This is a genomic window from Stenotrophomonas sp. YJH_SMC_16, from assembly GCF_059367875.1.
Genome location: NZ_JCAFRH010000001.1, coordinates 1,009,020 through 1,030,273, shown reverse-complemented (window position 1 = coordinate 1,030,273; position 21,254 = coordinate 1,009,020). Strand labels below are relative to the sequence as shown.

General features: G+C 66.8%; 18 protein-coding genes. 14 read left to right on the top strand and 4 right to left on the bottom strand.

All coding sequences use genetic code 11. The features are described from left to right. Positions 1 to 109 precede the first annotated feature (109 nt). Positions 110 to 565 (top strand): REP-associated tyrosine transposase, encoded by a 456-nt coding sequence (locus tag AC5P6E_RS04640; protein WP_019337937.1) that lies wholly within the window; start codon positions 110 to 112, stop codon positions 563 to 565. 102 nt (positions 566 to 667) lie between these two features. Here AC5P6E_RS04640 and AC5P6E_RS04635 read toward each other — a convergent pair whose 3' ends face one another. Both AC5P6E_RS04635 and acs read right to left on the bottom strand, forming a co-directional pair. Further along, positions 668 to 1,333: a response regulator transcription factor gene (locus AC5P6E_RS04635; RefSeq protein WP_005420420.1), complete on the bottom strand. Its 666-nt coding sequence runs from the start codon at positions 1,331 to 1,333 to the stop codon at positions 668 to 670. A gap of 121 nt (positions 1,334 to 1,454) precedes the next feature. Next, on the bottom strand, positions 1,455 to 3,398 hold the full coding sequence (gene acs, locus AC5P6E_RS04630; RefSeq protein WP_099559787.1) for an acetate--CoA ligase: 1,944 nt from the start codon (positions 3,396 to 3,398) through the stop codon (positions 1,455 to 1,457). 245 nt (positions 3,399 to 3,643) lie between these two features. Here acs and AC5P6E_RS04625 point away from each other — a divergent pair, with 245 nt between their 5' ends. From AC5P6E_RS04625 to xth, 4 genes are all read left to right on the top strand, one after another. Beyond that, positions 3,644 to 5,071, top strand: a complete 1,428-nt coding sequence (locus AC5P6E_RS04625) for a DcaP family trimeric outer membrane transporter (protein ID WP_125437861.1) — start codon at positions 3,644 to 3,646, stop codon at positions 5,069 to 5,071. Between the two features lie 110 nt (positions 5,072 to 5,181). Beyond that, the gene (locus AC5P6E_RS04620) at positions 5,182 to 6,843 is read left to right on the top strand and encodes an MFS transporter (protein WP_495230728.1); all 1,662 of its coding nucleotides are present in this window, start codon (positions 5,182 to 5,184) and stop codon (positions 6,841 to 6,843) included. A 235-nt stretch (positions 6,844 to 7,078) separates the two neighbouring features. Beyond that, positions 7,079 to 8,488, top strand: a complete 1,410-nt coding sequence (locus tag AC5P6E_RS04615) for a coniferyl aldehyde dehydrogenase (protein ID WP_495230727.1) — start codon at positions 7,079 to 7,081, stop codon at positions 8,486 to 8,488. Positions 8,489 to 8,641: 153 nt separating this feature from the next. Further along, positions 8,642 to 9,409 carry an exodeoxyribonuclease III gene (gene xth, locus AC5P6E_RS04610; protein WP_019337933.1) on the top strand — a complete coding sequence of 256 codons (768 nt, stop codon included), beginning with the start codon at positions 8,642 to 8,644 and terminating at the stop codon, positions 9,407 to 9,409. Positions 9,410 to 9,490: 81 nt separating this feature from the next. On the opposite strand, the gene AC5P6E_RS04605 is transcribed toward xth, so the two are convergent. Continuing rightward, the gene (locus AC5P6E_RS04605) at positions 9,491 to 9,742 is read right to left on the bottom strand and encodes a GlsB/YeaQ/YmgE family stress response membrane protein (protein ID WP_005411656.1); all 252 of its coding nucleotides are present in this window, start codon (positions 9,740 to 9,742) and stop codon (positions 9,491 to 9,493) included. Between the two features lie 84 nt (positions 9,743 to 9,826). Here AC5P6E_RS04605 and AC5P6E_RS04600 point away from each other — a divergent pair, with 84 nt between their 5' ends. The 9 genes from AC5P6E_RS04600 to AC5P6E_RS04560 all read left to right on the top strand — a co-directional run bounded on the left by AC5P6E_RS04600 (position 9,827) and on the right by AC5P6E_RS04560 (position 17,905). Then, entirely contained in the window at positions 9,827 to 10,426 is a 600-nt protein-coding gene (locus AC5P6E_RS04600) for a 4'-phosphopantetheinyl transferase family protein (RefSeq protein WP_049454213.1), read from the top strand. A 39-nt stretch (positions 10,427 to 10,465) separates the two neighbouring features. Further along, positions 10,466 to 11,104 carry a 16S rRNA (guanine(527)-N(7))-methyltransferase RsmG gene (gene rsmG / locus AC5P6E_RS04595; protein WP_010482382.1) on the top strand — a complete coding sequence of 213 codons (639 nt, stop codon included), beginning with the start codon at positions 10,466 to 10,468 and terminating at the stop codon, positions 11,102 to 11,104. 112 nt (positions 11,105 to 11,216) lie between these two features. Further along, positions 11,217 to 12,014 carry a ParA family protein gene (locus AC5P6E_RS04590; RefSeq protein WP_005420387.1) on the top strand — a complete coding sequence of 266 codons (798 nt, stop codon included), beginning with the start codon at positions 11,217 to 11,219 and terminating at the stop codon, positions 12,012 to 12,014. Next, complete coding sequence (locus AC5P6E_RS04585) at positions 12,014 to 12,937, top strand: ParB/RepB/Spo0J family partition protein (protein WP_049413186.1); 924 nt, start codon at positions 12,014 to 12,016, stop codon at positions 12,935 to 12,937. The genes AC5P6E_RS04590 and AC5P6E_RS04585 overlap by 1 nt, the downstream gene beginning before the upstream one ends. Before the next feature lie 126 nt (positions 12,938 to 13,063). Then, a complete protein-coding gene (locus AC5P6E_RS04580) occupies positions 13,064 to 13,795 on the top strand; it encodes a suppressor of fused domain protein (protein WP_495230726.1) in 732 nt (243 codons plus the stop codon). Between the two features lie 51 nt (positions 13,796 to 13,846). Next, the gene (locus AC5P6E_RS04575) at positions 13,847 to 14,812 is read left to right on the top strand and encodes an NAD-dependent epimerase/dehydratase family protein (protein ID WP_005411650.1); all 966 of its coding nucleotides are present in this window, start codon (positions 13,847 to 13,849) and stop codon (positions 14,810 to 14,812) included. Positions 14,813 to 14,901: 89 nt separating this feature from the next. Next, on the top strand, positions 14,902 to 15,624 hold the full coding sequence (locus AC5P6E_RS04570) for a glycosyltransferase family 2 protein (RefSeq protein WP_043399632.1): 723 nt from the start codon (positions 14,902 to 14,904) through the stop codon (positions 15,622 to 15,624). Continuing rightward, positions 15,624 to 15,971 carry a lipid-A-disaccharide synthase N-terminal domain-containing protein gene (locus AC5P6E_RS04565; protein WP_008267433.1) on the top strand — a complete coding sequence of 116 codons (348 nt, stop codon included), beginning with the start codon at positions 15,624 to 15,626 and terminating at the stop codon, positions 15,969 to 15,971. The genes AC5P6E_RS04570 and AC5P6E_RS04565 overlap by 1 nt, the downstream gene beginning before the upstream one ends. Positions 15,972 to 16,132: 161 nt before the next feature. Then, on the top strand, positions 16,133 to 17,905 hold the full coding sequence (locus tag AC5P6E_RS04560) for a DUF885 domain-containing protein (protein ID WP_495230725.1): 1,773 nt from the start codon (positions 16,133 to 16,135) through the stop codon (positions 17,903 to 17,905). Positions 17,906 to 18,035: 130 nt separating this feature from the next. Here the strand turns inward: AC5P6E_RS04560 and AC5P6E_RS04555 are convergent, their stop codons facing one another. Beyond that, positions 18,036 to 21,245 (bottom strand): efflux RND transporter permease subunit, encoded by a 3,210-nt coding sequence (locus tag AC5P6E_RS04555; RefSeq protein ID WP_495230724.1) that lies wholly within the window; start codon positions 21,243 to 21,245, stop codon positions 18,036 to 18,038. Positions 21,246 to 21,254: the final 9 nt, after the last annotated feature.

The following is a 21,254-nucleotide window of genomic DNA, read 5'->3' as shown; positions in this document are numbered from 1 at the left end:
TTCGCGCGCCAGCCGAGCATGGGCTCGGCTCTACCTCAGGGTGTTGGCTGACAAGCATTGCGGTGTTGCACTGATGGAAGGGCTGTCATGCGTGCCATAGCCTCTTCGCGTGGCCAGTCCCGCACTCCGCTTTGGTCGCTGGTCGCAGACCGGCAATGTCTACGCGATCACGGCTGTGACACGCGCACGCCGTCCTTGGTTCGACGACAAGGCCAACGTCGATCTGCTGATCGAAGCACTGCGCACCGTAGAGCGAACGGGGCGGACCTCCTCCCTCGCCTGGGTGGTGATGCCGGATCATCTGCATTGGCTGTTCGAACTCCGTACCGGCACGCTTGCCGGCTGCATGCAGATCCTCAAATCACGGAGCGGGCGTTCCATCGGCAGGCGCGCTGATGCCAACGCGCCGATCTGGCAGCCGGGATACTACGACCACGCGCTGCGCAGCGATGAATGCCTGCACACGCAGGCGGTGTATATCGCGGCCAATCCGGTGCGTGCTGGGCTGGCCACGCGCATCGGGGAATACCCCTATGGGTGGAGTCGATGGCCGCTTGAGGAGTGATTGGTATTGAGGCAAAGAGCAGCCGAGCGTGGGCTCGGCTCTACAGGGGCATCATGACGTCTGTAGAGCCGAGCCCATGCTCGGCTCCATAGTCGGTCACAATCAATCTTCTTCCGGCGGCAGCACGATGGCGTCGTCGTCGATGGCCAGCTTGCCGGCCATCAGCACGGCCTGGGTGCGGTTGGTCACGCCGAGCTTGCGCAGGATGGCGGTGACGTGGGCCTTGATCGTTGCTTCGGAGACGTTGAGGTCGTAGGCGATCTGCTTGTTCAAGCGGCCGGCGCCGAGCATCTGCAGGACGCGGAACTGCTGCGGGGTCAGCTCGCGCAGGCGCTGGCCGACTTCGCGTTCTTCGCTGCCGGTGGGCGGCACGTTGTGCGCCTCCGGCGGTGCCCAGGTCTCGCCATCGAGGATGGTGCCGAGTGCATGGCCGATGGTGTCCGAGTCGGCCGATTTGGGAATGAAGCCGAGCGCACCGTGGTCGAGCGCGCGACGCATCACCGTGGCTTCTTCGCGCGCGGACACCACCACCACCGGCAGCTGCGGATGCAGTGAGCGCATGTGCACGAGTGCGTTGAAGCCCTGCGCACCCGGCATGTTGAGGTCCATCAGGACCAGGTCGGCGTCGTTGTGCTGATCGGCCAGCGCGTACAGTGCTTCCACGCTGTCGGCCTCGAACAGTTGTACGCCCGGGATGACCCGCTGCACGGCCCCACGCAGGGCTTCGCGGAACAGCGGGTGGTCATCGGCAATCAGGAGGGTGGTCATGGGTCGAGCTTATCGATCAGGAAAAAGAGCGACGTGATGGCAGGTGCAGGACGGGTCGGACGCGGCCGGGTCCCTCCTCCCGGCCACGTCCCTGGCGCGTCCTGCGCCTGCAGTCACGCCATCAGCGCACCTTGCGCTCGTCCACCAGCGACGCCACCACCGATGGATCGGCCAGGGTCGAGGTGTCGCCGAGCTGGTCCGGCGCGTTCTCGGCGATCTTGCGCAGGATGCGGCGCATGATCTTGCCCGAGCGGGTCTTCGGCAGGCCCGGCGCCCACTGCAGGTGGTCCGGCGTGGCGATCGGGCCGATTTCCTTGCGTACCCACGCGACCAGTTCCTTCTGCAGTTCGTCGCTCGGCGCTTCTTCGGCCACCAGGGTCACGTAGGCATAGATGCCCTGGCCCTTCACGTCGTGCGGGAAGCCGACCACGGCCGCTTCGGCCACCTTCGGGTGCGAGACCAGCGCGCTTTCCACTTCGGCGGTGCCGATGCGGTGGCCGGACACATTGATCACGTCGTCAACGCGGCCGGTGATCCAGTAATAGCCGTCTTCGTCGCGGCGGCACCCGTCACCGGTGAAGTAGCTGCCCGGGTAGGTGCGGAAATACGTATCGATGAAACGCTGGTGGTCGCCGTACACCGTGCGCATCTGGCCCGGCCAGGAGTCACGGATGATCAGGTTGCCCTCGGTCGGGCCGTCCTGGATCTCGCCATCGGCATTGACCAGCGCCGGCTGCACGCCGAAGAAGGGCAGGGTGGCCGAACCCGGCTTCAGTTCCATCGCACCGGCCAGCGGCGAGATCAGGATGCCGCCGGTCTCGGTCTGCCACCAGGTATCGACGATTGGGCAGCGGCTGTCGCCGACCACCTCGTAGTACCAGCGCCAGGCCTCCGGGTTGATCGGCTCGCCCACGCTGCCGAGCAGGCGCAGCGACGCGCGCGAGGTCTTCTTCACCGGTTCCTCGCCTTCGCGCATCAGTGCACGGATGGCGGTCGGGGCGGTGTAGAAGATGCTCACCTTGTGCTTGTCGATGACGTTCCAGAAGCGTGAGGTATCCGGGTAGTTCGGCACGCCTTCGAACATCAGCGAGGTCGCGCCGTTGGCCAGCGGACCGTACACGATGTAGCTGTGGCCGGTGACCCAGCCGACGTCGGCGGTGCACCAGTAGATGTCGTCCTCGCGCAGGTCGAACACCGCTTCATGGGTGTAGGCCGCGTACAGCAGGTAACCGCCGGTGGTGTGCAGCACGCCCTTCGGCTTGCCGGTGGAACCGGAGGTGTAGAGGATGAACAGCGGGTCTTCCGCGTTCATGCGTTCCGGTTCGCAGGTGGCCGGCTGGCTGTCCACCACATCGTGGAACCAGCGGTCGCGCGGGGCCTGCATGTCCACCGCGCCGCCGGTGTGGCGCACCACCAGTACGGTTTCAACCGTGTTCGTGCCCGGCAGCTTCAGCGCGGCATCGACGTTGGCCTTCAGCGGAATCCTGCGGCCACCGCGCAAGCCCTCGTCGGCGGTGATGATCAGCTTGCTCTGGCAGTCACTGACGCGGTCGGCAATCGAGTTCGGCGCGAAGCCACCGAATACCACCGAGTGGATCGCACCGATGCGGGCGCAGGCCAGCATGGCCACCGCGGCGTCGACGATCATCGGCAGGTAGATGGTGACCCGGTCGCCCTTCTTGACGCCCAGGTTGCGCAGCGCGTTGCCGAGGCGGCAGGTGCGCTCGTACAGCTCGCGATACGTGACGTGCTGGGCCGGTGCATCCGGGCCGTCCGGCTCGAACAGCAGGGCGGTCTTGTCGCCGCGCGTTTCCAGCTGGCGATCCAGGCAGTTCACGCTGGCATTGAGTTCGCCATCTTCGAACCACTTGATGTGGAAGTCGGACAGGTCGTAGCTGACGTTCCTGATCTTCGTCGGCTTGCGCATCCACTGCAGGCGCTCTGCCGCCTTGCCCCAGAAACCATCCGGGTCGGTCACCGAAGCCTGGTACTGCTGTTCGTACGACGTCTTGTCGATGCGTGCCTTGGCGGCGAACTGCGGATCGACGGGGTAGATATCAGCCATGGCACCCTCACTTGCACGTTGACTTTGTGTGTGCGGTCGCAGCATCGCAGCGACCGATCCCCCTCAGTTTGCCCCATCCACCCCCGGTCGCGTCACCACTCTGGTTAGACCATGGTCGAAAGTGAGCGCCCAGCAGGGCCGGGTTCGACCAATGGCGAATAGCCGCTATACATAATCGCCCCGCAGTCTCGGCTCGACCGTGCCCCACGCGCGGCATCACCTTGCCACTTGGGAGAGAGGGCAACATGAGCCACCGTACGTTGAAAGCCGTGCGCACACCTTTGGCGGCCTGCCTGTTGGTCGCCCTGGTCGCACCGGGCATGGCGTTCGCAGAGACCGCCAAAGAGAAGGCACTGGAAGCACGCGTTGCCGAACTGGAACGCCAGGTCCAGCTGCTGCTGTCTTCGCAGCAACAACAACAGACCCAGATCAGCCAGACCCAGCAGGCCGTAACCGAAGTCCGCACGGTGCAGGCCGAGCAGAAGCCGGTCGCACAGGTGCCGGCCGGCAAGCAGCCCATCCAGGTCACCACCATCACCCCGGGCGCGGCGCCGGGCACCACGGTCAAGATCGGCGGCTTCATCAAGGCCGACTTCCTGGCCACCCAGACCAGCGATGGCCAGCTGGCCGACGACGCCACCGGCCGCTCGCTGTACCTGCCGGGCCAGACCCCGGTGGAAGGCGCTGGCGGCAACGGCAAGCGTTCGGGCACCGACTTCAATGCCCACGCCAAGTTCTCGCGCTTCAACCTGGGCATCGACAACGTGAGCGAATCGGGCAACAAGGCCGGTGCGTTCTTCGAGATGGACTTCTTCGGCAATTCACTGGGCAACCAGACCGCCACCAATACCTACGGTGTGACCCTGCGCCACGCCTACATGTACTGGAACAACTGGATGGCCGGCCAGACCTGGTCCAACTTCATGGACGCGGCCGCACTGCCCGAGGCGGTCGACTTCGTCGGCCCCACCGATGGCGTGATCTTCGTGCGCCAGGCCCAGGTGCGTTACACCCAGGGTGGCTTCAGCGTCGCGCTGGAAAACCCGGAAACCACCACCCTCACCGGGACCCGCAACCCGGTCACCGGGGCATGGACCAACGCCAGCGCCAACTCCGACCGTGGCAGCCTGCCCGATCTGACCATGCGCTATGGCTGGAAGGGTGATTGGGGTACCTTCGGTGTCGGCGGCATCGTCCGTCAGCTGAAGGTCGACAACCAGGCCACCGGCGCCAAGGCCGACAAGGTGGCTGGCGGCCTGACCCTGGGCGGCAAATGGGTGATGGGTGACAGCGATTCGCTGCACTACCAGCTGACCGGCGGCGAAGGTATCGCCCGCTACATCGGCCTGGGCATCACCGCCGACAGTGCCTATGACGTGGCCCGCGACGAACTCAACCCGACCGGCGTGCTTGCCGGCTACGTGGGCTGGCGGCATGCGTTCTCGCCGAAGTTGCGCACCAACCTGATCTACGCGCGCAGCGACTACGACAACGACAGCATCCTCGGCCCGCTGGTAACCAAGAGCGTGCAGAGCATCCGCGGCAACATCTTCTATTCGCCGCTGCCCAAGGTCGATATCGGTGCGGAGCTGATGTACGGCCGTCGCGAAGTGGAGAACGGCAACAAGGGTGACATCACCCGGCTGCAGTTCACCACGAAGTACAGCTTCTAAAGCAGTGCCGACCAAGGTCGGTACCTACAGAGATTGCGTGCCGGCCAGCGGCCGGCACCTACCGAATTGAGTGCCGACCAAGGTCGGCATCTACCGAGGGAAAACGCCCCATGTCCAGCACACCCAGTACCGCACACAAAGCGGGCACCCTGACCAAGGGTCACAAGAAGGTCATCTTCGCCTCGAGCCTCGGCACGGTGTTCGAGTGGTACGACTTCTTCCTGTACGGCTCGCTCGCGGCCATCATCGCCAAGCAGTTCTTCAGTGGCGTCAATGAAACCACGGGCATGATCTTCGCCCTGCTGGCGTTTGCCGCCGGCTTCTTCGTGCGTCCGTTCGGCGCGGCCTTCTTCGGCAGCCTCGGCGACCGCATCGGCCGCAAATACACCTTCCTGGTCACCATTCTGATCATGGGCATCTCGACCTTCCTGGTCGGCGTGCTGCCCAACTACGCTTCGATCGGTTTCGCCGCGCCGGTGATCCTGATCATCCTGCGCCTGGCCCAGGGCCTGGCGATGGGCGGCGAGTACGGCGGTGCCGCCACCTACGTGGCCGAGCACGCGCCGGACGACAAACGTGGCCTGTACACCAGCTTCATCCAGTGCACGGCCACGCTCGGCCTGTTCATGTCGCTGCTGATCATCCTGGCCTGCCGTTACTTCCTGGGCAATGAAGCCTTCGAAGCCTGGGGCTGGCGCATTCCGTTCCTGGTCTCGATCCTGCTGCTGGGTGTCTCAGTGTGGATCCGCCTGCAGCTGAGCGAGTCGCCGCTGTTCCAGCAGATGAAGTCCGAGGGCAAGGGTTCCAAGACCCCGTTCCGTGACAGCCTGAAGGGCGGCAACCTGAAGCTGATGCTGCTGGTCCTGCTCGGTGCGGCGGCGGGTCAGGCGGTGGTCTGGTATGGCGGCCAGTTCTACGCGCTGTTCTTCCTCAGCAGCATGCTGAAGGTCGATGCCACCACCTCCTACCTGCTGATCGCGGCCGCGCTGGCGTTGGGCGTGCCGTTCTTCATCTTCTTCGGCTGGCTGTCCGACCGTATCGGCCGCAAGAAGATCATCCTGGCCGGCTGCCTGCTGGCCGCCGTCACCTACATCCCGATCTTCAAGGGCCTGACCCACTTCGCCAACCCGGCCATCGAAGAAGCCCGCAGCAGCTCGCCGGCCCTGGTCGTGGCCGATCCGAACACCTGCTCGTTCCAGTTCGATCCGGTGGGCCTGCGCAAGTTCACCAGCTCCTGCGACGTGGCTACCGCCGCGCTGACCAAGGCCGGTGTGCCGTACGACGTGCAGCCCGCCGCCGCCGGCTCGCTGGCGATGGTGAACGTGGGCAGCGCCAGTGTCACCTCGTATGAGGCCGCCGGCCTGACCAAGGAAGACGGCAAGGCCAAGGCCGATGCGTTCGGTGCGGAACTGAAGACCGCCCTGACCGCCGCCGGCTACCCGGCCAAGGCCGATGGCGCCCGCATCAACATCGCCGGCACCATCTTCATGCTGTGGCTGCTGGTGCTGTACGTGACCATGGTCTACGGCCCGATCGCTGCCTACCTGGTGGAACTGTTCCCGACCCGCATCCGCTACACCTCGATGTCGCTGCCGTACCACATCGGCAACGGCTGGTTCGGTGGCTTCCTGCCGGCGATCTCCTTCGCGCTGGTGGCCGGTACCGGCAACCTGTACTACGGCCTGTGGTACCCCATCATCATCGCGCTGATGTCGGTGGTGATCGGTGGCCTGTTCCTGCGCGAAACCAAGGACGTGGATATCACCCAATAACCGGCGTGCCGACCAACGGTCGGCACCCACCGGGTTTCATGGGCCGTGGTGCAGACCACGGCCTTTTCGTTTCCCTGTAGCGCCGAGCCATGCTCGGCGACCGCGCTACGCGCGGCACAAAATTCCGCAGAAGCGAACAGGCAGCGTTCAATGCCATCATCGCGGTTGACAAGCATCCGAAGCCACACGCCATCTCGTGCCCATCGAGACGTGCCGCACGCCGTATAGTCGCGGCATGACCACCATTCCGCCGGCCGAGCTCCCCGCCCTCCTGCACACCCTGCGCAGCGCCTGGCAGTCGCAGCGCCCCACGCTGGACCAGCGCGAGGCAGACCTGCGCCGCCTCCGCGAAGCGCTGAAGGCACGCCTGGACGATATGGCTGCGGCCATCGCAGAAGACTTCGGCCACCGCGCCCACGTTGAATCGAAGCTGGCCGATGGCATGAGCGTGCTGTCGGCCATCGACCACCTGCGCCGCCACCTGCGGCGCTGGTCGAAGCCGCAGCACGCATCGGCCGGCTGGAAGCTGTGGCCGGCGCGCGCGCAACTGCGGCCGACGCCGCTGGGCGTGGTCGGGGTGATCTCGCCCTGGAACTACCCGGTCACGCTGGCACTGGTGCCTTTGGCTACCGCCATCGCCGCAGGCAACCATGTGCTGCTCAAGCCTTCGGAACATACGCCGCGTACCAGCGCGTTCCTGGCCGATCTGCTGGCCAGTGTGTTCCCGCCCGATCGGGTGGCGGTGGTGCAGGGCGGGGCGGACGTGGCCGCAGCGGTGTCGTCGCTGCCGTTGGACCATCTGCTGTTCACCGGCTCGACCGCCGTGGGCCGCAAGGTGATGGCCGCCGCCGCCGAGCATCTGGTGCCGGTCACGCTGGAGCTGGGCGGCAAGTCGCCGGCCATCGTCTGTCGCGATTTCCCGCTGGACAAGGCCGCCGCGCGGCTGGCCACCGGCAAGTGGTTCAACGCGGGCCAGACCTGCATCGCGCCGGATTATGTGCTGATCGATACGGTCCGCCAGCGTGAGTTCGTACAGGCGCTGCAGCAGCAGGTGCGCGAGCGCTATGGCGACTTCAGCAATGCCGACGACTACACGCGCATCATCAACGAGGGCCAGTACCAGCGCCTGCAGGGCTACCTTGTGCAGGCGCGCGAACGTGGCGTGCCGGTCATCCCGCTGGCGCAGGTGGATGAGGCGCGCGCCGACCGCGAGCGCCTGCTGGTGCCGACCGTGGTGCTGGACCCGCCCGACGACCTGGACCTGATGCGCGAGGAGATATTCGGCCCGATCCTGCCCGTGCGGGCCTACCCGGACCTGGATGCTGCGCTGGCCGACGTGCTGTCCCGTGACCGGCCGCTGGCGCTGTATCCCTTCAGCCATGACACGGCCACGGTGGAGCGCATCCTCGGCCAGGTGGTGGCGGGCGGGGTGACGGTCAACGACACCCTGCTGCACTTCGCCGCCGATGGCCTGCCGTTTGGCGGGGTCGGGGCAAGCGGCATGGGTGCCTACCACGGGCGGGCGGGGTTCGATGCGATGAGCAAGCGCCTGCCCGTGCTGTGGCAGTCGCGCTGGGCGGCCAGTGACCGGCTGCGGCCGCCGTACTCGAAGATTGCGGGGTTGTTGAGGCTGTTGCTGCGGTGAAGCCACGCATGGCGTTGCTCTACGGAATCAGCGCCCGATTCTTCTGTAGAGCCGAGCCCACGCTCGGCTGCCCTTGGCTGGTCCAGGCAGACGCAGCCGAGCGTGGGCTCGGCTCTACAAGGCAACCCAGGCCTACCCGGGTAGAATGCGCCCATGAAGATCGCCTCGTGGAACGTCAATTCGCTCAATGTCCGCCTGCCGCACCTGGAGCAGTGGCTCAAGGATTTCGGCCCGGACATCGTCGGTATCCAGGAAACCAAGCTGGAGGACCACAAGTTCCCCGACTCTGCGCTGATCGCCGCCGGCTACCGCAGCGTGTTCGCCGGCCAGAAGACCTACAACGGCGTGGCGCTGCTGTCGCGTGAGCCTGCACAGGACGTGCAGATCGGCATTCCCGGCTTCGAGGACGAGCAGAAGCGCGTCATCGCCGGCACCTTCGGTGACCTGCGGGTAATCAACCTGTACGTGGTCAACGGCCAGGACATCGGTACCGACAAGTACGACTACAAGCTGCGCTGGCTGGAAGCGGTCCATGCCTGGATCGCCGAAGAGCTGCAGCGCCACCCGAAGCTGATCGTGATGGGCGACTTCAACATCGCCCCGGACGCGCGCGACGTGCACGACCCGGCGGTGTGGAACGACAACCACATCCTGACCTCCACCGCCGAGCGCGGCGCATTGAACAAGCTGCTGCAGCTGGGCCTGCACGACGGCTTCCGCCTGCACAACGACGAGGCGGGTACCTTCAGCTGGTGGGATTACCGCGCCGCTGGTTTCCGTCGCAACCTGGGCCTGCGCATCGACCTGACCCTGGTCTCCGATGCGCTGAAGAGCGGTGCGGTGGCCTCGGGCATCGACCGCGAGCCGCGTACCTGGGAACGCCCGAGCGACCATGCGCCGGCGTGGGTGCAGCTGGGTTGAGTTGAGGTAGCGCCGGGGCATGCCCGGCGAGCGCAGCGGCGGCAGGGTGACGCCGGGCATGGCCCGGCGCTACCCCCCAGATCACCGTATGCTCTTGCGGGTGAACAGGTTGACGATCGCCAGCAGGATCACCGCGCCGATCAGCGAGAACAGGAAGGTGCGGATGGTGATCGCTTCGTTGATGCCGCCGCCGAACAGCCAGCCGGAAATCAGCGCGCCGACGATGCCGACCACGATGTTGAGGATGATGCCCTGCTGGGCATCGCGCTTCATGATGATGCTGGCCAGCCAGCCTACGATGCCGCCGACGATCAGCCAGATGATGATGCCCATGATCGAACCTCCGGTGGGGAACTGTGACCAGTTGACGCGCACGGCCGTGAACCCGTCGTGGAATTCCGTGATGGGCGCGTGCGGATGAGCCTGCCAGCCACCCTCGACGGCCCGTGGCGCTTCGGTCCGGTGACGGTCTGGCGGCGTCCGCACGTGCCGGGCCAGCGCGGTGAACCGCAGGCGCGGCAGGTGCTGGCACAGGCATTGGGTGCCGACCCGGAGACGCTGCCGCTGGTCCGCGATGACAAGGGCCGGCCGGAACTGAGCGGCGCGCTGGCCCACTACGGCACCGGCTGGAGCCACAGTGGCGAGGTGCTGCTGGTGGCGCTGGGCGAAGGCGTGCGGCTGGGTGTGGATCTGGAACTGCTGCGGCCGCGGGCCCGCCTGCTGGAGATCGTGCAGCGCTTCTTCCACCCCGAGGAGGTGGCCTGGCTGGAAAGTCTGGACCAGGCCGGCCGCGAGCACTGGTTCTTCCGCGTGTGGTGCGCCAAGGAAGCCATCCTGAAGGCGCACGGCCAGGGCATCTCGTTCGGCCTGCACCGCCTGCAGCTGGCGCCGGGGGCCGATGGTGCCCTGCACCTGCGCTGGTGCGACCCGGAACTGGGCGAGGCCGCGCGCTGGCACCTGCACGAATGGCAGGCCAGCGGCCAGTTCCGTGCGGCGTTGGCCTGGTATCCGCACTGAAGCGGGGAATCAGCGCGCAAAACCGGCGATAATGCCGGCATGAGCGAACACCCACTTCCCGCCAGCGTGGCTGCCACGCTGGAACAGGGCCTGGCCAGCATGGGCCTGGACGCCGCGCTGGCGCCGCCGCTGCTGCGCTACCTGGCCCTGCTGCACCGCTGGAACGGCACCTACAACCTCACCGCCATCCGCGACCCGCAGGAGATGGTCACGCGCCACCTGCTCGACTCGCTGGCAATGCAGCCGTTCGTGGCCGATGGCAGCCTGGCTGATCTCGGCACCGGCCCCGGGCTGCCCGGCATCCCGCTGGCGATCGCCTGCCCGGGCCTGCAGGTCACCCTGGTCGAGAGCAACGGCAAGAAGGCGCGCTTCATGCGCGAGGCCGTGCGCCAGCTGGGTCTGGACAATGCCCGCGTGGCCGAATCGCGCGCCGAGGCGCTGGACGAGGCCGGCCGCTACGACCAGCTGACCGCGCGCGCGATGGACACCCTGGCCGGCATCGTCCGCGTTGGTGGCCACCTGCTGCGCCCCGGCGGCGTACTGCTGGCCATGAAGGGCGTCTACCCGCATGAGGAGATCGCGGACCTGCCGGCTGGCTGGAAGGTGCGTGAGGTGACCCCGCTGAGCGTGCCCGGCCTGGCCGGCGAACGCCACCTGGTCACTGTTACAGGTCCCTGATTCCCGCCGCCAGCCCTTTGTGGAACAACGGGTTGGCGATTCACGATTTCCGCAAGGGGCCGGTTGTACGCATAATGACCGGTCCCAGTACACGTCGACGAGGCACACCCGCATGGCCCGCATCATCGCCATCGCCAACCAGAAGGGTGGCGTCGGCAAGACCACGACCGCCGTCAACCTGGCCGCTTCCCTGGCCAACGCACCCAAGCGCGTGCTGTTGGTCGACCTGGATTCGCAGGGCAACGCGACCATGGGCAGTGGCGTGGACAAGCGTGAGCTGGCCGCTTCCACCTACGATCTGCTGCTGGGCGAGTCCAGCGCCGCCGACGTGCGCGTGCAGACCGCCGAAGGCTACGACCTGCTGCCCGGCAACATCGACCTGACCGCCGCCGAGATCCAGCTGATGGCGCAGAGCGAGCGCGAGCAGCGGCTGAAGCGCGCGCTGGCACCAATCCGCGACGAGTACGACTACATCCTGATCGACTGCCCGCCGGCGCTGTCGCTGCTGACGCTCAACGCGCTGGCCGCCGCCGATTCGGTGATCGTGCCGATGCAGTGTGAGTACTACGCGCTGGAAGGCCTGAGCGCGCTGGTGGAAACCATCGAAGCGCTGCGTGCCAACCTTAACCCGGCGCTGGAGATCGAAGGCGTGCTGCGCACCATGTTCGACGTGCGCAACAACCTGGCCAACGCGGTCTCGGCCGAGCTCACCGAGCACTTCGGCGACCGCGTGTTCCGCACCATCGTGCCGCGCAACGTGCGCCTGGCCGAGGCGCCCAGCCATGGCCAGAGCATCGTCGGCTACGACCGCGCCTCGCGCGGTGGCGTGGCCTACCTGGGCCTGGCCGGCGAGATCATCCGCCGCAACAACGAACGCAACAAGGCCACCAAGGCCGTGGAGACCGTCTGATGACCAGCAGCAAGCCGGCAGCCAAGAAGCGAGGCCTCGGCCGTGGCCTGGATGCGCTGCTGGGCCCGAAAGGCGCGGTCAGTCAGGTGCAGGCCACCACCGCGGTGATCGAGCCGCTGCCGGGTGAAGTGCTGCGCAAGCTGGCCGTGGGCCAGTTGCAGCCGGGCAAGTACCAGCCGCGCCGCGAGATGGACGAGGGCAAGCTGTCCGAGCTGGCCGACTCGATCAAGTCGCAGGGCGTGATCCAGCCGATCCTGGTGCGCCAGCTGCCCGCCGGCAACTACGAAATCGTCGCCGGTGAGCGCCGCTGGCGCGCATCGCAGCTGGCCGGCCTGGACGAAGTGCCGGTGGTGGTGCGCGAGCTGGAAGACCGCACCGTCATTGCGATGGCGCTGATCGAGAACATCCAGCGCGAAGACCTCAACCCGCTGGAAGAAGCCGAGGCGCTGCAGCGCCTGATCAGCGAATTCACCCTGACCCATGCCGAGGCCGCCGAGGCCGTCGGCCGCTCGCGCGCGGCGGTGTCCAACCTGTTGCGCCTGCTGGAGCTGCCGGTGGCGATCCGCCTGCTGCTGGAAACCCGCCGCCTGGAAATGGGCCACGCCCGCGCGCTGCTGACCCTGGCCCCCGAGCTGGCCGGCAAGCTGGCGCAGGAAGCGGCCGATGAAGGCTGGTCGGTGCGCGAGGTCGAGCGCCGTGCGCAGGCCTTCGCCGCCGGCAAGGTGCCGAGCAACCGCCCGGTCGCCACGCCGAAGGTGCAGCAGGCCGACATCGCCTCGCTGGAAACCGAACTGTCCGAAACGCTGGGCGCCAAGGTGGCGATCAGCCACGGCCGGGGTGGCAAGGGCAAGCTGATCATCCACTACACCGACCTGGATACCCTGGACGGCGTGCTGGAAAAGCTGCGTACGCGCCAGGGCTGAGCCCGGCGCAGCGCCAGGGGATGCGGCCTGTTCCTGCCGCGTCCTGCAGGTGACAGGGAACGCACCGCCGCGCGCGCCGTGGGATGCATCGCTCTCCGGTCCGTGGCCTCATCCAGGGAGCAGGACATGAGCAACACATTCGACGACGTCAGCCCGGGCGGCAGCCCGATCATGGTGCACAGCCGTCAGAAGGACTTCACCCCGCCACAGGGCGAAGAACACATCGAGGCGATCGGCGCGCACATCGAGCGCCATCTGGGTCCGGTGTCCGGTGTCTTCCACGAGATCATCTCCGACCTGGTGCACATCGACGTGCACGTGGTACCGGCCACTGACCAGTGTCCGTACCTGCGACTGGTCACCTCCGGCATGAGCGACCTGCCGATGACCGTGCCCGCCGAGGTGGACGCGGACGTGCCCCGCTACATGGAACTGATGGTGACCCTGCCGGCTGACTGGCCGATCTCGCAGGATGCCTTCGAGGACGAACGCAATTACTGGCCGGTGCGCCTGCTGAAGGGCATGGCGCGGCTGCCGCACGAGCAGGACACCTGGCTGGGCTTCGGCCACACCATTCCCAACGGCCATCCCAGCGAGCCCTACGCGCCGGGCGTGGGCTTCGACGGTGCCATCGTGCTGCCGCCGGTGACGACCCCGGAGGACTTCGCCACGCTGGAACTGGACGACGGCAAGACCATCAGCTTCATGGCCCTGGTTCCGCTGTATCCGGAAGAGATGGATCTGAAGCTGAAGAAGGGCGCCGAGGCGCTGCTCGACCGCTTCGATGCGAAGAAGATCCAGGACGTGATCGAACCCGGCCGCGCCAATGTGGCCAAGAAGCGTTTCGGGCTGTTCTGAGCCCGCAGCGTATCCTCTGCACCTGTACTCATTGATTTCCAGGCAACTGCCATGACCATCCTGCTCACCGGCGCTGCCGGCTTCATCGGTGCCTACACCGCCCGCGCGCTGCTGGAGGCGGGCCAGCCGGTGGTCGGCCTGGACAACTTCAACGACTACTACGACCCGCAGATCAAGCGCGATCGCGTGGCAGCGCTGTGCCCGGCGCTGGACCTGCGCACCCTGGACCTGACCGACCAGCAGGGCTTGGCGGCACTGTTCGACGAAGTGAAGCCGACCGCGGTGATCCATCTGGCCGCGCAGGCCGGCGTGCGCTATTCGCTGGAAAACCCGCATGCCTACGTCGACAGCAACCTGGTCGGCTTCGTCAACATGCTCGAGCTGTGTCGCCACCGTGGCGTGCAACACCTGGTCTATGCCTCCAGCAGTTCGGTCTACGGCGATTCAGCCACGCCGCCGTTCTCCGAGGACCAGCGCGTGGACCAGCCGCGCTCGCTGTACGCGGCGACCAAGGCGGCCAACGAGCTGATGGCCTACACCTACGCGCAGCTTTACGGCCTGCATGCCACCGGCCTGCGCTTCTTCACCGTGTATGGCCCGTGGGGCCGGCCGGACATGGCGCCGCTGCTGTTCTCGCGCGCGGTGCTGGCGGGGCGGCCGATCGACGTGTTCAACGAAGGCCGCATGCAGCGCGATTTCACACATGTCTCCGACATCGTGTCGGGTATTCTCGGCGCGCTCGCGCATCCGGCCGACGGTCCGGTACCGCACCGGGTGTTCAACCTCGGCAACCATACGCCGGTCGAGCTGGAGCGCTTCATCAGCGTGATCGAGCAGGCGGCCGGCCGCCCCGCGCAGAAGGTCTACAAGCCCATGCAGCCCGGCGACATGGTACGCACGATGGCCGACACCCGGCGCGCCCATGACGCATTCGGCTTCGATGCGGTGACCCCGATCGAAGAAGGGTTGCCCCCCGTCGTGCAGTGGTGCCGCGAGTACTTTGGTGATCGCGCCTGAGGAGAGATCCTCACACAGCCGGATTCATCTTCGGATAACCTCGGCTTCGGAGAATGCGCGGTCTTTGTCCCCCTTTGGCCGAGTGCCTTATGAGCCAACCCGAGCTTTCCGTTGTCGTCCCGGTATTCAACGAGCGCGACAATGTCGCCCCGCTGGTTGCCGAAATCACCGCTGCACTGCGCGGGCGGCTGCCGTTCGAGATCGTCTACATCGACGATCACTCGCGCGATGACACCCTGTCGGTGCTGCAGGGCCTGAAGGCGACCACGCCGGAACTGCGGGTGCTGCACCACGTGAACCAGAGCGGGCAGAGCACCGCCGTGCGCACCGGCGTCAAGCACGCACGGGCGCCCTGGATCGCCACCCTCGATGGTGACGGCCAGAACGATCCGGCCGATATTCCCAAACTGCTGGCCGCGCGCGATGCCGCCGAGACGCAGGTGAAGCTGTTCGCCGGCTGGCGTGTCAACCGCCAGGACAGCGGCAGCAAGCGCTGGGCCAGCAAGTGGGCCAACGCCATCCGTGCACGCATGCTGCGCGACGATACGCCCGATACCGGCTGCGGCATCAAGCTGTTCGAGCGCAGCGCGTTCCTCGACCTGCCGTACTTCGACCACATGCACCGCTACCTGCCGGCGCTGATGCAGCGTGCTGGCTGGAAGACCACCAGCGTGCCGGTCAACCACCGCCACCGTACCGCCGGCGTGTCCAAGTACAACAATCTGGGCCGCGCGCTGGTCGGCATTCGTGATCTGCGCGGCGTGGCCTGGCTGATCACCCGCAGCAAGCGCACTGCGGTGGAAGAGCGGTGATGGGGCTGGAACTTCACTGGCTCGACCAGCCGCTGACCTGGCTGTACTGGACCGGCCTGCATGTGACCGGCTGGAAGCTGATCGGCTATACCGGCGCGCTGATGTTCGGTGGCCGCTGGCTGGTCCAGTTCATCGCGTCCAAGCGTGCGGGCAAGCCGGTGATCCCGCGGCTGTTCTGGTACATGAGCGTGGTCGGCAGCCTGATGACGCTGAGCTACTTCCTATTCTCGGCCAAGCAGGACTCGGTGGGCGTGCTGCAGAACCTGTTCCCGGCGTTCACCGCGCTGTACAGCCTGCAGCTGGACATCAAGCACCGGGGCTGGAAGCGGGACAGGGCCAGCCACTAGGTCTCCGGTAGATGCCGACCTTGGTCGGCGCTGGGTATGGGGCCAACCAAGGTTGGCCGCTACCGGGGCCCCGGTCCGCGGCGCAGGCAGGACCTTCGTCCCATGCCACGGACGGTGAGCGGTGCCATGATCGGGGTCTGCCTTCCCGGGAACCTGTGCTCGTGAAAACCCGTCTTGCCGTTGCCCTGCTGATCGCCCTGTCCGCCCCTGCCGTGGCCCTGGCCGCGCCGCCCGCCACCGCCGCACCGGCCAGCGTGGCCACCGAATCGCCCGCCGATGCCGCCTTCCGCGCGCTGTACGAGAAGGAATGGAAGTGGCGCCAGGATGGCGGCGGCGAGGCCAGCGAGGACGAAGACGCTCCGGCCAACGCCACCCGCATGCCCGACGTCGGCCCGGCCGCGCAGCAGGCGCGCCTGAAGGTGTGGGACGAGACCCTCGCCGCGCTGAAGAAGATCGATCCGAAGACCCTGTCGCCCGACAACCAGGTCAACTACGCGATCTACCACGACCAGGTGTTCAACCTGGCCGAAGAGACGCGCCTGCGTGGCTACGAGATGCCGTTCAACGCCGATTCCTCGTTCTGGTCCAACCTGTCCTTCATGGCCCGGCGCGAGATGAAGACCGTGCAGGACTACCAGAACTACATCGCACGGCTGAACGATGTGCCGCGCTACTTCGGCCAGCAGACCGACAACATGCGCGCCGGCCTGAAGCGCGGCTTCAGCGTGCCGCGTGCGGTGCTCGATGGCCGCGAGGTCTCCATCGCCACCGTCGCCGAATTGAAGGACCCGACCGAATCGCCGCTGTACGCGCCGTTCAAGAAGCTGCCCAACACCGTTCCGGCGGCCGAACAGGCCAGGCTGCAGGCGCAGGCGCGTGAAGCGATCAGTGGCAAGGTGGTGCCCGCGTTCCAGCAGCTGCGCACCTTCTTCGTCAACGAGTACGTGCCGCAGGCGCGCACCACCCTGGCCGCCGAAGCGATGCCCGACGGCAAGGCGTACTACAAGCAGCAGATCCACGAATACACCACGCTGAACCTGTCGCCGGACGAGATCCACCGCATCGGCCTGGATGAAGTCGCACGCATCCAGAAGGAAATGAACGACATCATCAAGCAGGTGAAGTTCAAGGGCAGCTTCGCCGAATTCCTGACCTTCCTGCGTACCGACCCGCGGTTCTACGCCAAGACGCCGGAAGAGCTGCTGTCGCGTGCCGCGTGGATCTCCAAGCGCGCCGATGGCCAGCTTGGCAAGTACATGACGCTGCCGCGCGCCCGCTTCACCATCGTGCCGGTGCCGCCGGACATTGCGCCGTTCTGGACCGCCGGCCGCGGTGGCATGGGCACCTACTGGCTCAACACCTACAACCTGCCGTCGCGCCCGCTGTACAACCTGCCGGCACTGACCCTGCATGAGTCCGATCCGGGCCACGCGTTGCAGGGCGCCATCGCCGCCGAGCAGAAGAACCTGCCCGAGTTCCGCCGCAATGCCTACATCTCCGCCTATGGCGAAGGCTGGGCGCTGTACTGCGAGAAGCTGGGCGTGGAAATGGGCATCTATGAAACCCCGTACGAGGATTTCGGCCGTCTGACCTACGAGATGTGGCGTGCTGCGCGCCTGGTGATCGACACCGGCGTGCACAGCAAGGGCTGGACCCGCGAGCAGGCGTTGGCCTACCTGCGTGACCACACCGCGCTGAGCGAGCATGAAGTGACCACCGAAGTGGACCGCTACATTTCCTGGCCGGGCCAGGCGCTGAGCTACAAGTTGGGCGAGATCGCCATCGTGCGCCTGCGTGCGCAGGCCGAGAAGGAGCTGGGCGACAAGTTCGACATCAAGGGTTTCCACGACACCCTGCTCAAGCAGGGCTCGGTGCCGCTGCCGGTGCTGGAACAGCAGATCCAGGCCTACATCGCCGAACGCAAGAAGGCCTGACCCGACGCGTCGCCGGGCATGGCCCGGCGCTACCAGAATGCGCGGTGGTAGCGCCGGGCCATGCCCGGCGAGCGTGATGCGATCGGGTCAGAGCCCCGCCCGAAGGGCGGGGCTCCGCCCCCCTCTCACCTCACCCCACCGCCCGCGGCTTGGCCACGCGCGCGGCAAACGTCGGCAGCACCAGCAGGGTCAGCACGGTGGCGGTGATCAGGCCACCGATCACCACCGTCGCCAGCGGCTTCTGCACCTCCGCGCCGGAACCACTGGCAATCGCCATCGGAATGAAGCCGACGATCGCCACCAGCGCCGTGGTCAACACCGCGCGGATGCGGCTGGAGGCACCGTTGATCGCCGCCTGCAGCGGCAGGTCGCCGGCATCCAGGCGTTCGCGGATCGCCTGCATCAACACCAGGCCGTTCAAGGTCGCCACGCCGGAGACGGCGATGAAGCCAACCGCCGCCGATACCGAGAACGGCATGCCACGCAGCAGCAGCGCGAGGATGCCGCCGACCAGCGCCAACGGCACGCAGCTGAACACCAGAATGGCTTCCTTGCCGCTGCGCAGCGCCATGAACAGCAGACTGCCGATCAGCAGGAACACCACCGGTACCACCGTCGCCAGCCGCTTCTCCGCGCGCTGCAGGTTCTCGAACTGACCGCCCCAGGTCAGGTAGGCACCCGGCGGCAGTGCCACGTCGGCCACTGCGGCCTGTGCCTCGCCGACGAAGCCGCCCAGGTCGCGGCCACGCACATTGGCCTGCACCACCACGCGGCGGCTGCCATTGTTGCGGCTGATCTGGTTCGGCCCTTCGCTCACCGTGATGCGCGCCACCGACGACAGCGGAATCACCAGCCCTGACGGCGTGGCGATCGGCAGTGACGCGAGCTGGTCCGGATCGTTGCGCGAGGCATCGTCCAGGCGCACCACCACGTTGAAGCGGCGATCACCTTCGAAGATCTTGCCGGCCGCAGTGCCGCCAATGCCGGTGGACAGCGCATCACTCACGTCCGCGGCGGTCAGCCCGTACTGCGCCGCCGCCACGTGGTCGATCGCTACGTTGAGCGTAGGCAGGCCGGAGATCTGTTCCACCCGCACGTCGGCCGCGCCGTTCACCGCACGCAGCTTCAACGCCACCTGGTCGGCCACCTTCTGCAGCTGGCTGAAGTCATCGCCGAAGATCATTACGGCCAGGTCGGTACGCACGCCGGAAATCAGCTCGTTGAAGCGCAGCTCGATTGGCTGGCTGAACTCGAAGCTGTTGCCCAGCTGCTGCCCGGCCAGTTTCTCGAAGCGCGCCACCAGGGCTTCCTTGTCCAGCTTCGGATCGGGCCAGTCCTTGCGCGGCTTCAGCACGATCACGCTGTCGGAGATATTGGTCGGCATCGGATCGATCGCCGCCTCGGCGGTACCGGTACGCGAGAACACCGTCTCCACTTCCGGCTGCTTGGCAATCACCTTCTCCAACGCCAGTTGCATGGCCAGTGACTGCTCCAGCGACGTCGATGGCACGCGCAGGGCCTGCATCGCCACGTTGCCTTCGTCCAGCGTCGGCATGAACTCACGGCCCAGCAGCGAGAACGCGCCGATGCCCACCACCACCATCATCACCGCGCCGGCCACCACCGTGCGCGGATGCGCCACGGCCTTGCGGATCACCGGCTCGATGCGCGCACGCAGTACACGGATCAGCTTGGTTTCGTGCTCGCCATCATCGCTGTGTGTCTCGCCGTCCTTCAGCTTCGGCTCGCGCACCAGCAGTGCGGCCATCGCCGGCACGAAGGTGAAAGAGAAGAGGAAGGCACCGACCAGGGCCAGCATGAAGGTCGCCGCCATCGGGTGGAACGTCTTGCCCTCCACGCCTTCCAGGGTGAGGATCGGCGCGAACACCAGCAGGATGATCAGCTGGCCGAACGCCGCCGGGCGCGCCATCCTCAGCGCCGAATCGGCGGCCACGCGCAGGCGTTCCATCGCGGTCAGCGCACGGCCCAGTTCGGCGCGGCGCTGGCCCAGCATCAGCAGGGTCGACTCGACCACGATCACCGCGCCATCCACCAGGATGCCGAAGTCCAGCGCACCCAGGCTCATCAGGTTGCCGCTGATGCCGAAGCGGTTCATGCCGATCACTGCGAACAGGAACGACAGCGGGATCACCAGCGCGGTGATCGTCGCCGCACGCAGGTTGCCCAGCAGCAGGAACAGCACCACCACCACCAGCAGTGCGCCCTCGGTGAGGTTCCTGGCCACGGTCTTGATGGTGGAATTGACCAGCACGCTGCGGTCCAGCACCGGTGCCGCCACGATGTCGGCCGGCAGCGATTTGTTCACCTGTTCCAGGCGCGCCGCAGCTGCCTGCGCCACGGTGCGGCTGTTGCCACCGGCGATCATCAGCGCGGTACCCAGCACGGCTTCATGGCCATTGCGGCTGGCCGCACCCAGGCGCGGCGCGCGGCTCAGGTCGACGTCAGCCACATCGGCCACGCGCACCACCACGCCATTGCGGGTGGCCACCGGCGCCTGCGCCAGGTCGTCGGTGGTCAGCGCCAGGCCGTCGGCACGTACCACCAGGCCCTCGCCGGCACGCTGCACGAAACCGGCACCGGCCTGCACGTTGGAACGCTGCAGGGCAGTGACCAGGTCGGCCAGGCCGAGGCCGTGCGCGGCCAGCTTGGCGCTGTCCGGATGCACGCCGTACTCCTTGACGTAGCCGCCAACCGTATCGACGCCGGCCAGCCCCGGACTGGAACGCATCTGCGGCGCGATGATCCAGTCCTGCACGGTGCGCAGGTAGGTCGCGCGTTCCTCCGGCGTGCGCAGCAGGTTGCCTTCCGGTGTGCGGTAGACCTCACCGGCCTGCCAGCCGGCTTCACCGGGCTTGGCCAGCTTGGCTGGGTCGAACGTGGTGAAGTCCACCGTCCACATCAGCACTTCACCGAGGCCGGTGGTGACCGGCGACAGCATCGGTGATGCACCATCGGGCAGGTCTTCCGACGCTTTGCGCATGCGCTCGGCTACCTGCTGGCGGGCGAAGTAGATGTCCGTGGCATCGGTGAAGATCGCGGTGACCTGCGAGAAGCCATTGCGCGACAGCGAACGCGTGGTGGTCAGGCCGGGAATGCCGGCCAGCGCGGTTTCCAGCGGGTAGGTCACCTGCCGCTCGATCTGCTCCGGGGTCAGCGCCGGCGCCACCGTGTTGATCTGCACCTGGCGGTTGGTGATGTCCGGCACCGCGTCGATCGGCAGCTTGCCCAGCTGGAACAGGCCCACCGCAGCGATCAGCGCGGCCATGAACACCACCAGCCAGCGGTGGCGCACCGCTGTTTCAATGATCAGCTTGAACATGGTCGCCTC